Source organism: Candidatus Erwinia haradaeae (assembly GCF_900698855.1).
GTDB classification, from domain to species: Bacteria; Pseudomonadota; Gammaproteobacteria; order Enterobacterales; family Enterobacteriaceae; genus Erwinia_E; species Erwinia_E haradaeae_F.
This window is the reverse complement of sequence record NZ_LR217698.1, coordinates 271,708-287,324: the sequence shown is the minus strand read 5'-3', so window position 1 is coordinate 287,324 and position 15,617 is coordinate 271,708. Positions and strand designations below refer to the sequence as shown.

General features: G+C 29.4%; 8 protein-coding genes, 1 tRNA gene and 1 pseudogene. 1 reads left to right on the top strand and 9 read right to left on the bottom strand.

Annotated elements, in window-relative coordinates:
- Window positions 1-777: 777 nt before the first annotated feature.
- The 6 genes and pseudogenes from lolA to rplU form a co-directional block, all read right to left on the bottom strand.
- Window positions 778-1,386 carry an outer membrane lipoprotein periplasmic chaperone LolA gene (lolA, locus tag HACICURT3053_RS00835; RefSeq protein WP_157991873.1) on the bottom strand — a complete coding sequence of 203 codons (609 nt, stop codon included), beginning with the start codon at window positions 1,384-1,386 and terminating at the stop codon, window positions 778-780.
- A gap of 605 nt (window positions 1,387-1,991) precedes the next feature.
- The gene (gene murJ / locus HACICURT3053_RS00830; protein WP_157992294.1) at window positions 1,992-3,542 is read right to left on the bottom strand and encodes a murein biosynthesis integral membrane protein MurJ; all 1,551 of its coding nucleotides are present in this window, start codon (window positions 3,540-3,542) and stop codon (window positions 1,992-1,994) included.
- An 816-nt stretch (window positions 3,543-4,358) separates the two neighbouring features.
- Entirely contained in the window at window positions 4,359-5,894 is a 1,536-nt protein-coding gene (locus HACICURT3053_RS00825) for a TerC family protein (protein ID WP_157991872.1), read from the bottom strand.
- 626 nt (window positions 5,895-6,520) lie between these two features.
- Window positions 6,521-7,519 (bottom strand): annotated as a pseudogene (cgtA, locus tag HACICURT3053_RS00820) (Obg family GTPase CgtA); the annotation flags it as partial.
- Between the two features lie 1,547 nt (window positions 7,520-9,066).
- The gene (gene rpmA, locus HACICURT3053_RS00815) at window positions 9,067-9,324 is read right to left on the bottom strand and encodes a 50S ribosomal protein L27 (RefSeq protein ID WP_157991870.1); all 258 of its coding nucleotides are present in this window, start codon (window positions 9,322-9,324) and stop codon (window positions 9,067-9,069) included.
- Complete coding sequence (rplU, locus tag HACICURT3053_RS00810) at window positions 9,314-9,652, bottom strand: 50S ribosomal protein L21 (RefSeq protein WP_157992293.1); 339 nt, start codon at window positions 9,650-9,652, stop codon at window positions 9,314-9,316. The genes rpmA and rplU overlap by 11 nt, the downstream gene beginning before the upstream one ends.
- 258 nt (window positions 9,653-9,910) lie before the next feature.
- Here rplU and ispB point away from each other — a divergent pair, with 258 nt between their 5' ends.
- Window positions 9,911-10,885, top strand: coding sequence for an octaprenyl diphosphate synthase (ispB, locus tag HACICURT3053_RS00805; RefSeq protein ID WP_157991869.1), 975 nt, complete (start codon window positions 9,911-9,913; stop codon window positions 10,883-10,885).
- Between the two features lie 916 nt (window positions 10,886-11,801).
- Here the strand turns inward: ispB and HACICURT3053_RS00800 are convergent.
- The 3 genes from HACICURT3053_RS00800 to dnaJ all read right to left on the bottom strand — a co-directional run bounded on the left by HACICURT3053_RS00800 (window position 11,802) and on the right by dnaJ (window position 15,519).
- A tRNA-Asn gene (locus HACICURT3053_RS00800) sits at window positions 11,802-11,877 on the bottom strand.
- Window positions 11,878-12,342: 465 nt separating this feature from the next.
- A complete protein-coding gene (gene ubiG, locus HACICURT3053_RS00795; protein WP_157991868.1) occupies window positions 12,343-13,065 on the bottom strand; it encodes a bifunctional 2-polyprenyl-6-hydroxyphenol methylase/3-demethylubiquinol 3-O-methyltransferase UbiG in 723 nt (240 codons plus the stop codon).
- A gap of 1,311 nt (window positions 13,066-14,376) precedes the next feature.
- On the bottom strand, window positions 14,377-15,519 hold the full coding sequence (gene dnaJ / locus HACICURT3053_RS00790) for a molecular chaperone DnaJ (RefSeq protein WP_157992292.1): 1,143 nt from the start codon (window positions 15,517-15,519) through the stop codon (window positions 14,377-14,379).
- Window positions 15,520-15,617: the final 98 nt, after the last annotated feature.

The window sequence follows — 15,617 nt, the reverse complement described above, 5'->3', positions numbered from 1 at the left end:
AATATTTTATAAAACAATCAATTAAAATATTACCTAACTTATCTAAAAAATTCAAATTTATGTGACTTATAAGTAAATTAGAAACAGAGATTATTGATCAATTTATATTAAATACTTTCTCTCTAATAAACTGAAAAAATTAAAAAAATGAATAACTGTAAAATACTTGGGATAATTAAATTTTAAAAATGAAGCATTGAAAACATGAAAGAAATCATTATAAAATACGATAACTAGATAATATATTTGTTCAAATATATAGTTAAAAACTCAATAAATCATGAAAAACCAAAATATTAAATTTATCAGTACTCTAGAATTTATATCTTAGCAATGTATAAACATATCAAAAGATTCTATTCTAGAATCAAAACAAACAAACCTCTAATCTAAATTTATTACCTATTAGTAACCCTAACTAAAAAAATATAGAATCATACATCGATTACTAATTCTTTTTTTATGTTAAAACTATCATAAAAAACTAAAAACATTTATAGAAAATACCATAATATCTTCTATATATTCTCATAGGCACATACTATTTAAATAAATATTATTTTAACACATAATATCTTGAATTTTAAAATATTTCTGTAGAAAAGTTTTATCTATATTAACAGATAAAACTAATTGTTATTCAAAATAAATAATTTTTACTAAAAAAATTAACATAAAGATATATGGTAAACAATCAAATAATACGAGTCATTAAAAAAATCTATAACCTCTATATATCAATATAGAGGTAAATTTCATGCTTTAGGTACAATTCTTCTATCGTTGATCATCGATTGTCACTCCAGAAGGAAATATAAGTTTAAATTTGTTAATATCTACTAGTATATTTTTTTGATTGTTAAAATCATAACTAGTCCGAAGTCCACTCTCCTCCATAACACTAAAGCAATTAATAACACCAGATTTAGTGACTTCAATAGAAAATTGAATAAAATCTTGCTCACTTTTTTTAGGAGTAAAAAAGAAATTATCATTTTTTTGTATTATATTATAATCTTTCCAATCAGACTTCTGATTACCTACAATTAGCATTAATGGACTATAACTCAGATCATTTTTTATACGATAAATCACAACTTGATTAATTAAAGGATGATAAAAAAACATATCTCGTCCATCCGAAAGTAGTATGTTCTCATCCGGACTAAATACATGCCAGTAAAATTGATTAGGTCTTCGCACCCACAGCTCACCATTAGACTCCTGTACCAAAATATCATTGTTATCCATAACCTTCTGATGAAATCTTACATATATACTACTAACTTGATCTAAGCGCTGCTGTAAAACACTCTGTGGATCTGCTAAAACAGTTAGAGGAATAAAAATATATAAAAAACAAAAACGAATCAATATGCTTTTCATTACAAAATGTAATTATAAAATACATTAAAAAATAAGATACAAACACCCATTGATTCTTTCAATAAAGATAACATCTTATAAATACCCTTCGCTCTATTATTCTTCTAATCCCATCCAAAACTAGCAACCTTAACATCTCTTCATATATCTCAAGAGTCATTACAATATATAAAAAATCGATTCTATTATTCATTAAATATTAATTAAATAAAAGAAAAACTACTAACAATCAATGTAAAAATTTCGTTGTATAACTTGTTTAAAAATCAAAAATTATAAACATTAATTTCAAACACAATCATTCTTTTTCAGTAGTTATTATTATAACATCTATAATATATATCAATTATAAAAAATTGAATATACGAAAGTAAATAGAGATTTTATAAACACTTAAGATTTTTAAATTAAAAACTAATACAACATAATTATTCAGAGCTATATTTTTATATAAAAATCTATACTATAATCTATAAAAATAAAATATCCCTAAATCATATTACACAATAATCCTATTAATAAACGATAGCCACCATAGAACATAATTCCATCTTTTAGAAAAGTTACATAGTTACTACTATTCTATCGCCAATTCATTCAGCTTTTTAACTAAATTCTCCAGTCTTATGCAAAGGAATCACATCACGGAGACGAAAACCCAGTGCGCTTAACATTAGAATATAAACACTAAAACCAATTAAAATTACTATCATTAATCGTGCTAATCGTTCAATCATGCCCCCATTATCCCATATGGGCATAACATAAAGCACACTAACTAACGAACCAGCCATCACTAAAACAGAGATAATTAATCGCAAAAAGAAATACATCCAGCCCGGCTGAGGGGAAAATAATTTCTGTTTACGTAATTGCCGATAAAGAAGTAGAGTATTTAGACAAGAAGCTAATCCAATAGAAAGCGATAACCCAGCATGCTTTAATGGCCCAATTAGAACTATATTCATAATCTGTGTTGCTAGTAATGTAAATACTGAAATCTTTAACGGAGTTTTTACATTCTGGTGAACAGAAAAACCCAATACCAATACTTTAATGATAATCAACCCTATTAATCCCACTGAATAAGCAACTAATGCATGTTGGGTCATTCCTACATCAAAATCAGTAAAATTACCATATTGAAATAAAGCTATAATAAGAGGTCTTGCTAAAATAGCCAACGCCACCGCACTGGGACAGGCTAGAAGGAAACAAAAACGTAACCCCCAATCTATCAGATATGAATATTCCGAAAAATTGCCACTACTCACACTTTTTGCTAATAAAGGAAATAAAATAGTACCTAATGTTACTCCTAATACTCCAACAGGAAATTCCATTAATCGATCAGCATAATATATCCATGAAATAGAACCAGGACTTAGAAACGAAGCGAAGATAGTATTAATAATAAGAGAAACCTGACTCACTGAAACACCGAGGACTAATGAACCCATATGGTGTACTAAACGCCAGACATCTATGTCGTGAAAAACTAAGCGCGGTAGAACTAATAAACCTATTTTTTTTAAATATGGTAGTTGATAACCAAGTTGTAACATACCGCCTATTAATACTGACCAAGATAATGCCGTAATAGGAGGATGGAAATATGGCGCAGCAAATAATGCAAAAAAAATGATACTTAAATTAAGCAATGCAGGAGCAAATGCTGGTATAGCAAAATAATTCCATGTATTAAGAATAGATCCAACCAATGATGATAGAGATATTAGTAATATATAAGGAAGTGTAATACGTAAAAGCGTTTCAGTTAACTTAATTTTATCAACAGTGTTAGCAAAACCAGGAGCTGTTACCTTAATTAACCAAGGAGCAAACATTATTCCTAAAATAATAACTACCCCTAATACTAACGTTAGAAACCCAGCAACATGCGTGATAAAGACTTTGGTGGCCTCCACATTCTTCTTACCTTTATATTCAGAAAGAAATGGAACAAGAGCTTGAGAAAAAGCTCCATCAGCAAAAAAACGACGTAATAAATTAGGTAACTTAAAGGCAACAAAAAAAGCATCAGTCACTATACCTGAACCAAAAATCCTTGCTATAACAGCATCCCTAATAAAACCTAATAGCCGCGACACAAAAGTCATAAAACTAACTACTACTAATGCCTTTAAAAGGCCAATTTGTGTCCTGCTCATAATTTTTAAAAATCTTAAAATAACATTCATCTTAAACACAACCTGCACTTACTATCACATTAAGAACCATCTAACTACTGTAAAAATATTTCTCTAATTAGTTATCATCCTTTCTTGTACCTATAATAAAAACAATTTTATATATTTATATGCAATATATTGCATATAAAACCACTATCCTACTTCTAGTAAAATTTGTATTAACCTATAATTTTTAATTACCTTACAATTGTCTATAATCCTAGTAATGTTAAAATTTACTCTTAGTGGGCTACGCTTTATAAAGTAACATATACAATCTTATTTTGGTCTATAACTTTTATATCTTCAAATAAGAATCTAAACTAATCTTAATGAAATTCATTCTAATTTATGGTATAATTTCTCTTCATTAGAAAATGTTTCTAACAAACAATTACTAACTTTGAATAGATTTCTTATAGAAGAATCTAATGATATTAGATACAATAAAAACTGAATCATATGTAATAACACACTCTATAATAAAACCCTCTCTTTCTTAATATTAATCAAAATAAATAGTATATTTATATTTAGTAGAACTTTTCAACCGCATCGAAAAAATAGATTTTCTAGCACGCTCTATATCTTTTTTCTTATCGCTAATATCTATACACAATATAAACATCTAACTCTTACATAAAAATTTTATTCTTAAAAACATAAAACTTAATTAAAATCATACGAAGAAAATTAGATCTATCAAAATTAATCTCATAATACATCTCAGCCACTGATTAACATCTTTTTTAATAATAATTGTATAAAATAGTTATATTATTAAAATTTAATAATACGTACAAGGTTTATACAATAGTCGCTTGCTTCTACAATTTGAAAACGAAGTGGTGGTATATCAATCACCTCACCAGTTAAAGGTAATCGACCTTGGCATTTAATTAATAAACCTGCTAAAGATTCATGATCATTTTCTGGTTTAATTAATTCTTTATAATCTAATACATGTTGTAATGAATGTAAGTCCGTACCACCTTTGACCAACCACCCATCTCCATCTACCATGATATCAGGAGTTTCATCTTCATCAGGGAATTCACCAGCAATAGCTTCCAAAACATCTAAGGGTGTAATTAAACCCTGGACTATACCAAATTCACTAGTAACAACAACAAAACTACCTTTCGCACGACGAAGAACACCAAGGAGGTTTAATGGATTAAGAGTATCTGGAACAATAATTGGCGGTGTAGTAGTAGAGAAAGAAGAGATATCGATATCATGATCTAATGCTACTAATAATTCTTTTGCTCTGACAACACCAACAATCTTATCTAGTCCACCACGACATACTGGAAACAAACTATGTGGTGTATCCAATAACTGAATACGAACTTCATCTGGAGAACAAGTTAGATCTACCCAAGAAATTTCTCCTCGTGGCGTCATAATACTCCGTATAGAACGTGACGCTAAAGTTAAAACAGCATTAATCATATAACGCTCCTCATCTTTAAAAGCTTCTTGAGGTGCAATAGTTTCTATTGTACTATTCTCTATACCATTCGATTCATTTTGTCGATTTCCTCTTATCAAACGCTGAATAGCCTCCGCAGTTCTTTCTCGCATCGGTCGACGTTCCTCATAACGCATAAAATTGCGTCGAGCCATCTGATTAAATAACTCGATAATAATAGAAAAGCTGATTGCTGCGTATAGATAACCTTTTGGTATATGAAAACCAACACCTTCTGCTACTAAACTCAGCCCAATCATTAAAAGAAAACTAAGACACAAAACAACTACAGTCGGATGACTATTAACAAAACTAGTTAACGGCTTCGAGGCAAGAAGCATCACTCCCATGGCAATCACCACCGCAATCATCATCACCGATAAATTATTTACCATGCCTACTGCAGTAATAACTGCGTCAAGAGAAAACAACGCATCAAGAACAATAACCTGTATTACAACTGACCAAAAACTAGCATAGCCTTTATGACCTAAACTATTCATATCGTGATTTTCTAAACGCTCATGCAGTTCAATCGTTGCTTTAAATAATAAAAAAATACCTCCCATCAGTAAAATTAAATCACGTCCAGAAAAACTAATGTCACCTATACTAAAAAATGGACGCCTTAAAGTAACCATCCAGGAAATTAAAGAAAGAAGACCTAATCGTGTTATCATTGCAAGTGACAATCCAGTCAGGCGGGCCTTGTCGCGCTGATTTGGAGAAAGCTTATCTGCTAATATAGCAATAAAAACTAAGTTATCAATACCTAAGACAATTTCAAGTATAACCAACGTAAGAAAACCCGCCCATATCGAGGGGTCTAAAAGAAATTCCATGCATAACTCCGAAAAAAGACACGAGAAAATACACTATTTTTTTATTCAAACAATCACAGATTGTATTAATAAGCGTATCGGGAGACATAGAAAGAAATACCAAAAAGGCCGATTGTATATTTATATCAATTATAAAATCAGTCGATTAAACTACCTGAGGCCCATTACTCCTAATATTAAAGATCTTTACTTTATCAGCTGATACCTATAGGTCAAAATCATTTTTTTTACTACGCAATATAATTTAATTAAAAAATAAAAATAAATGTAAACAGTAAAACTAAATAAAAAAAGATTTCTATACAGGAATATACTATATTATTACAACTCTAAATAGGATTATTATAATATCAGATCACCAATATTATGGTAATAGTAACTTTACACTCCTAATTCCAGTTCCATAATATAAACAAATCTAAAAATATTACATATCTTAATATATACAGAGCAAAATTAATGACTACTATACCCTTCAAGAGAACCTAACTCTTTTCAGTTTTATCCTATCTCTACGTTCATTACAGCTCAGGTATCAAATAATCTTGATTGTCTTCTTCACTATTTCATGATAAATTCTATTTACATGATTATGGAATTGAATCCAATGAATCTATCTGTAGAGGCGCTTGAAGAACTGAGATTAAATCCCAGCATAAATCATCTAAACCAGAATGATTTATAGAAGAAATTAAATAATATTTGTGATGCCAACCTAGTTCCTTTGCAATCACTTGACTGCATAATCTTGCTTGTTCCTTACTCAATAGATCAATCTTATTGAAAACCAACCAACGGGGTTTATGAAACAATGCTTGACTATACTGCCCTATTTCATGTATAATAATCTTTATGTCTCTTAATATATTCACTTTTTCCATCGAAGATAAATCAATTATATGCAATAATATACGACATCGTTCAAGGTGTTTAAGAAAGCGAACACCAAGACCTATTCCTTTGGAAGCTCCTTCAATTAAACCAGGTATATCAGCAATTACAAAACTCCTTTCTCTACCTACGAATACAACAGCAAGACGAGGTATCAATGTAGTAAACGGGTAATCAGCAACTTTTAACCTAGCGCCAGAAATCTCACGAATAAAAGTTGATTTTCCTGAATTAGGAAGTCCCAATACGCCCACATCCGCTAAAAGAATTAGCTCTAAGTGTAAATCACGTATTTCACCTTGAGCCCCCATGGTCCTCTGACGAGGTGATCGGTTTACCGATGACTTAAATCTTGTATTACCTAATCCATGATGGCCACCTTTAGCTAACATAACTTTCTGATGATGTGCCATATCTACAAGTACTTCACCAGTGCCTTTGTCAATAATACGCGTACCAAAAGGTACTTTAACTAGTAAATCATTCCCGCGTTTACCAGTACAATTAGAACTCTGTCCATGCTGACCAGATCCAGCTTTAAAAATTTTTTCAAAATGAAAAAACGATAAGGTATTTAAATTTGAATCAGTTTCTATATATATATCACCACCATCACCCCCATCTCCACCATCAGGACCACCGCGCGGGATATACTTCTCACGACGAAAACTTATACAACCGTGACCACCATTTCCAGCCACAACCACTATAGTTGCTTCGTCAATAAATTTCATTTTACTTCTCCGTCACTTACATAACTTTATTCTAATTTTAAAAAAACAAAACAAATAAACCCATATAAACCTAAGATATATAACTAGATTAACTAAAATCACACATAGACCATTAAATATCTAAAATCCTTTTATTAAAAAGATATTCTAAATTCTTTAACAATATACAAAATATAAAATGTTAAAATAATGTGTTTACAAACTCATTATAAAATTATTATATCTATTTTAATTATTCACATTCATTAAATATCAAATACGACAACCTAAAAACTATAGAAAAAACATTGCTTCAGTATTTATAATTTCAATTTGAAATATAATTGAAGTATTTTCACTCCATACAAATATATGTCGTATAATATAACTAAAATTTTCTTTCTCAAACTATCCTTTATAAATAGGTAGTTATCAAAAATATATGGATAAACTAATATTAATAATCAAGTGACAAAAAACAAATAAACTATGTAATATATAAAAATTTTTATAAATTATAAATAAATATTAAAATAAAAATATTTATATATATCAGTAAACACTGATTACGTATAAAACTAAAAAATTATTATCTCTACATCTATGTTGAAAAAACATGGATCATTTTTCTAATTATACACATCATCTTCTATTTTGAATCCCATTACTCAAAATCGGCTAAAAAATTATAACTACTTCAATCTCATTTAGATTGAAATAAACAATCAAAAAATTAAGTATTCTCAGTCGTTGAAACATATTCCACGATAATCTTTTCATTATATCCCGATAATAATTATACTAACTAGAGTTGATAATTGTTTCCAAAAAAATACAATGGACAGACCATAATGACTATTCTATCAAAAAAACAATCTATACTCTAACAACAAGACATTCCATTATTATCAAAACACACATACAACTATCTTATTTACCTTAAAGTAAACAATTATATTATGATAAATCCCATCAAGTAGCTAAAAATTCAAACTCTTGATATAACTGATTATCTTATGTATGAAGAATAATGAGTTACGATCTAAAAATTAAGAATTCATCAATTATAGATCTCTCTATTTACACTATTAATTATTATAGTTATAAACGTTATTTTTCAGTCATCTATAGAAAGATATCTTTCTAAATTAATATCAAAAAATATAATTTCATATATTTTAAGATACTAGTCTTAGTTAAGACTAGTATATAAGTACTAACATATCTATTTACATATCTATACTTAATATATATTTTTAATAAAAAATTAGATCATATCCCTATCCTTAATCATCCACGTACTGATCTTTCTTTTTTGAAAGATTATTCTCTCATCATGGATGATTTATTATTATCCTTTCTTTTTAAAAGAAAAGTGAACATTTAAAAAAATAAACCATAGTGATCGATGCAAAATCTCGTTTATGTATCTTCATGAGCCTAATTTACGATTACAGTTCTGTGTAGATACAGACTTCATATAACATAAAACCATACTTATAATAATTAAAATACATTAATATTTTATAAATAAAAATCTATCGTTATTTAGATCTAATCTAAATAATCTACATAGTAATAATGCTAACATATTTTCTATTTCTTGAGCCTTTTACTTCAAACTTAACCTTACCATTTTCAGTCGCAAATAAAGTGTGGTCACGCCCAAACCCTACATTCCTTCCAGCATGAAAATTAGTACCACGTTGACGAACAATAATTGTACCAGCTAATACCGATTCACCACCAAAGCGTTTTATCCCTAACCTTTTCGAATGAGAATCACGTCCATTTCGGGTTGAACCACCCGCTTTCTTATGCGCCATTTTTTAGATCATCCCCTAAAGAAGTAATACGAGTGATTTTTACATCAGTAAAGCTTTGACGATGCCCCTGTTGCTTATGATAGTGCTTACGAGCACGAAATTTAATAATTTTTATTTTCTTACCACGACCATGAGAAATAATTTCTGCATGAATTAAACTTCCCCTAATAACAGGTGAACCAATACTGACATCTATACCATTAACTATCATTAATACTTGATTAAAAATTATTCTCTCACCAGCAGCTAGATCAAATTTTTCTAAACGGACAGTTTGACCTTCTCTAACCCGATACTGCTTGCCACCACTTTTAAAGACTGCATACATATTCAACTCCACTTCTGCACCTGCCTGATTCAATTTAATACCACGTTATTAATAATATTGAATTATAAATTTTACGAAACTTTATGACTAAAGACAAGTATCTATTATCCAACGCTATATAAATCGCTAAACATATAAAAGAAAAGATCACATAATATTTTTCCAGTACAATCTTTTTATATTGTCTGAATTGTTTTACCAAAAAATCAATCAACACATATATCCTAGACATGAACTGAGAAATTGTTAAATAGACTAATGAACTTACAGCAAATTAATCAACTTATTTCACAAGACATGGAAGAGATTAACTCAACCATACTTACCAAATTGCACTCAGATGTTTCTCTTATCAACCAGGTAATTTACTACATAATTAATGGAGGAGGGAAGCGCATCCGTCCCATCATTTCTGTTCTAGCTGCACGAGCAATAAACAATTGCTCAAATAAACATTATATTACAATAGCAGCACTCATTGAATGCATTCATACTGCAACACTGCTACATGATGATGTTATTGACGAATCAAGCATGCGAAGAGGTCAAGCGACTGTAAACACCACTTTTGGAAATTCTGCTAGTGTTTTGGTTGGTGATTTTATTTATACTCGTGCGTTTCAGATGATCATAAGTCTGAATTCAAAACGAATACTAACAGTCATGTCAGCGGCTGTAAATATTCTTGCTGAAGGGGAAGTGTTACAATTATTAAATCGCAATAATCCAGATATGACTGAAGAGAATTATATGCAGATTATTTACAGTAAAACTGCTAGACTCTTCGAAGCAGCAACACAATCTTCCGCTATTTTAGCAGAAGCTAGTGCAGATCAAGAACAAGCCTTACAAGATTATGGTCGATATGTTGGAACCGCTTTTCAATTAATAGATGATTTACTAGATTATAGCTCTAATGGAGAGGCATGGGGAAAAAATATAGGGAATGACCTTGAAGAAGGAAAACTCACCTTGCCTTTACTGCACGCCATGAATCATGGAACCCAAGAACAAGCTAATCTCATTCGATCAGCCATTATTCAAGGAGATGGACGCTCTTTTCTTGATCAAATTTTAGAAACAATGACTAATTGTAATTCATTAAAAAAAACACGTCAAGCTGCGGAAAAAGAAGCCGATAAAGCTATAAAAGCACTTAAGATACTTCCAATATCCCCGTGGCGTATTGCTCTAGAAGCAATAGCAAACATATCAGTACAACGTTTTTTTTAAAAAATAAGATTTTATCATATACATTTCTACTTTACATAATGCCTACCTAGGCAATAGGTAGGCATTAATAATATAATCAGGCTTAGCTTTCTAATCATTTTCTCTATCTCATAACTTCTAATATTTTACTGACTTTATATTAAAAAATTAATCAGATACTTAATGAACTCACTATCTTTAACCTTTTTATTACAATTCTGAAAAATAATTCATTAATCATATTAAAATAAAAAAAATAGTATTGAACACCATTCAACACTTTTACAATCATTTATTTTTTATTAAAAATAACATATTCTGCATAATCAAAGAATCTAATTAACTTTTATATCAAATATAAAAACTCAAAAGCAACTACTTTTCCCTATCAAAAATTCAATCATTACTAATAACACTGATAAAAAAACAAAACATAATATTAAATTCTATCACAAAATACATAATTATATTGAATATCAATACTAATTGAAATAACATTTAATAAGATATTTTATCTTATTTCTATATGCATAAAAAATAACTATCAACCTCATGCTCATTCTTTACACAAAACTACTCATACAATTTAATGTGTTTATTAAAAAAATAAAAAATACTATATTAATAGTATAATTATACTAATAGATGTAACTATAGATACAGTATTTATAAGTTATTATCTATATTCACAGTTGTCCTTATCTTATGAATCTACTAAGATGGTTCATCCAAATTCTTACTAAAATGAAAATTAAAGTCCCATTAATCTTAAGCATTAAAAAATTATAAATAATAATCAATTATTTTTAATTACTAATTTTCTAATAAAAAAGATAATATCTTATAAATAATTCTTTCTTTAAAAGAAAGCTCGTATTTTATTTTTTATATAAACTACTAAATGCATCATTTCAATTTTTTAAGTGATTATTTTAAATGGCTCCTCTGACTGGGATCGAACCAGTGACATACGGATTAACAGTCCGCCGTTCTACCAACTGAACTACAGAGGATCTTATTTTATTGCAGATATATTATATACTAAAAATCAGAGATGTCAAAGTATGATTAAAAGATACTCAATTAAAATCTATGTTTACTAATATTAGTACCTCTTCAAAATGAAATTTTATAATAAACTTAATTTGAATTAAAAAAATTAATATTAATTAAATCTAATTATGATTATGACAGAACCCAATTGAATAAAATAATTTATTCATATCTCAATTTTAAACATAAGATAAATCATTAAGATTAACAATCTTATAAATATAAGATCAAAATATACAACCTAATAAATTATTAGATTCTTCACACATTAAGCTCTGTTTAATCATTAGACAGTTATCTATATTCTATTGTCACTTATTTATAAGATGATATTAGATTAAGTCATCTAAATTGATAACCAGATTTAACCTACAACATTACCATATGATATAGATTATGCACAATATCAAGATAACTTAATATTATCACTCTTTATGTGCATGCACCATATAATTCACGTCCACGTTAGCAGTTAATTTATATGACTCAGTTAAGGGATTGCAAGATATCCCAGTTATGTGATGCGCATACAATTTTGTTTTATCAATCCAATGAAGCAACTCTCTAGGTTGAATTAATTTCCACATCTTATGCGTGCCTTGTGGTAATATTCTTAATATATATTCTGCACAAAATATGGCTACAAACCAAGATTTTTTAGTTCGATTGATAGTAGAAAAAAACACTTCTCCACCTGGTTTTACCAATTGAGAGCAAGCATTAATTACAGAATAAGGCTCTGGTACGTGCTCTAATAACTCTAAACAAGTAACTACCTCATATTTTTCCGCATACTTAACTAAATGCTCCTCTGCTGTTTGTTGTATATATTGAACTTTAATTCCACTTTCCAATGCATGTAGCCTAGCGACTTGTAATAGGTCTTTCTCTATATCTAAACCCACAACATTAGCACCTAAACTCGCCATGCTTTCTGCAAGAATACCACCTCCACATCCAACATCTAATATCTTTTTTCCAGATAAACCATTAGTATAATGTTTAATCCAATCAAGACGCACCGGGTTCATTCTATGTAATAACTTACACTCACCTTCCAAATCCCACCAACGCGAAGCCATCACTGAAAACTTGGTCACTTCACTATAATCAATGTTTAAACCATCAAATTTTGGCACTTGATGCATTGAGATAAAACTCCATCAAAATAATATAAAATATAACTACCGTTCAATTAAATATACGTTCTATATAATCTCAAATTCTCAAATGTTGAAAAAACTAATCGATAATCAATTATAAAAACTATATATTAGTATGATAATAAACCTTTTAAAATTTAATCAACACAAACATTTTAATGTTTATTTAATTTAATCTCTATCTATCTAATTTTTCTATATCATACCGTTAGGTAGAATCTGTTACTATATTATCTTTGTCAAGCTTCTCCCATTATTAAGATAATAATGAAACTTATTAATATAAAATAGCTAATTAAACCAATGGATAACATTTATAATCCAAAATAAATTGTATAATATCATAGATAAATAAAATATAATATTGATTATTTTTTATAGACAAGTTAATACAAAAATTCTCAAAAACTTATGTTATGTTATATGTACTTTCTTCTATCATAAATCTTGTAAAGCTACATGTATACATACAATAACAATAACCTTTCTTGTCTTAAGAAGAATAAAATTTATAGAAATATCCTCTCGATTAAAAAATTAACTTTAAATACAATTAAAAATCAATACATTTATCTGAACGACTAATACACAATAGCATAATTATGAATAATTATGCGCTTTAATTATTTATTCATCAGAATAAATCTTAAATTTATCAACTATTCTCAGTTATATCAACTCTCGGTTATATCAATGAATAATTCACTCTAAACCATACCTATGATATCAATCTAAATAATTAGCAAATATCAATAATTCTATTATATAAATCGATCAACAAAACTTATGTACAAAATTTAATCAAATTTAAAATCATATTTTATTTAGAAAAATTATAACGTACTTAATTAGTAATTATTTTACCAAGTAAAAGTATATTAATTATCTTGATGACACGAGCTAACTTGCTTTAATAAAGTAAAAATTACTTATATATTCACTATAATAATATATAAAACATCATAAGAATATACTTTTATAAAGAATTCCCCTCTTTAACAACAACAACTCAGCCTGTATTCCCTCCTTAGGGAATACAACAACATGCTAAATATCATAAACAGTTAAAACTTCATGATTTTATTTTTATAAATAACAATAAAATTTACATTTTAACCAAGTCAAACATATTAATAATTTATTAACTATAATAATATATCCATCATTTAATTCTTTAATTACAATATAATCTAAGATCCTGAGTATGACTTCGTAGATCTAGAGTTAAATTAAATCTGACAGACTATATAATTGATGATAAATAGCTGTCAGAAAAAATTAATGGTTTAAGATTATTTAATGCGTAAGATCATCAAAAAATTTTTTCACACTATCAAAAAACGTTTTAGAACGTGGACTATTTTGCTCACCAAGAGATCCACTAAAACTTTCCTCTAGTTCACGTAGAAGCATTTTCTGTTTATCGTTTAAACGAACAGGGGTTTCTACAACAACACGACATAATAGATCACCAGATGAACCACCTCGCAATGATTTTACCCCTTTATTTCGTAAACGAAACAATTTACCTGTCTGCGTCTCCGATGGAACTTTTAAATTTACCCTTCCATCTAATGTAGGAACCTCAATTTCTCCACCTAGTGCTGCCATTACAAAGCTAATAGGTACCTCGCAATACAAGTTATTCGCTTCACGCTCAAAGATATGATGCTCTCTCATCTGTACTTCCACATACAAATCACCAGATGAAGAACCATTCTCTCCCACTTCACCTTCACCGCTTAACCGAATGCGATCACCAGTATCTACACCTGCCGGTATTTTTACTACTAAAGTTTTTAACTTTTCAATACGACCTTGAGCATGACACGTATTACACGGATCTTTTATTATTGACCCTCGTCCATGACAAGCAGGACAAGACTGCTGGACAGTAAAAAATCCCTGTCGCATCTGTATCTGACCCGACCCCCGACAAGTAGAACAAGTTTGTGGCTTTGTCCCTGCTTTTACTGCACTACCATGACACACCCCACATAATTCTAAAGTGGGAATACGAATCTCTCTAGATACCCCTCGAACCGCCTCTTCAAGTGATAACTCAATTTTATAACGCAAGTCTGCTCCACGCGCAGAGCGCTGCTGACGTCGATTGCCACCAAAAATATCTCCAAACACATCACCAAAAATATCTCCAAAATCAGCAGTAGTACTACCAAAACCACCTTGGTTACCCCCGCCGACACCTCCCTGCTCAAATGCAGCATGACCATATTGATCATAACTTGCTCGTTTCTGGGGATGAGTTAAAACCTCATAAGCTTCTTTAATCTCTTTGAATTTACCTTCAGACCGTTTATCACCCTGGTTACGATCGGGATGAAACTTCATAGCTAAACGTTTATAAGCCTTTTTAATTTCTCGCTCATCTGCCGACTTAGTAACACCTAAAATCTCGTAATAATCTCTTTTCACCATTTTAATTAATCCTACCCTTAAACACGGGTGCACGGGAATGGATACAATCCACACCCGTGGTAGTTATAACCAATTGCTTTAACGGGCTAGCATACCCT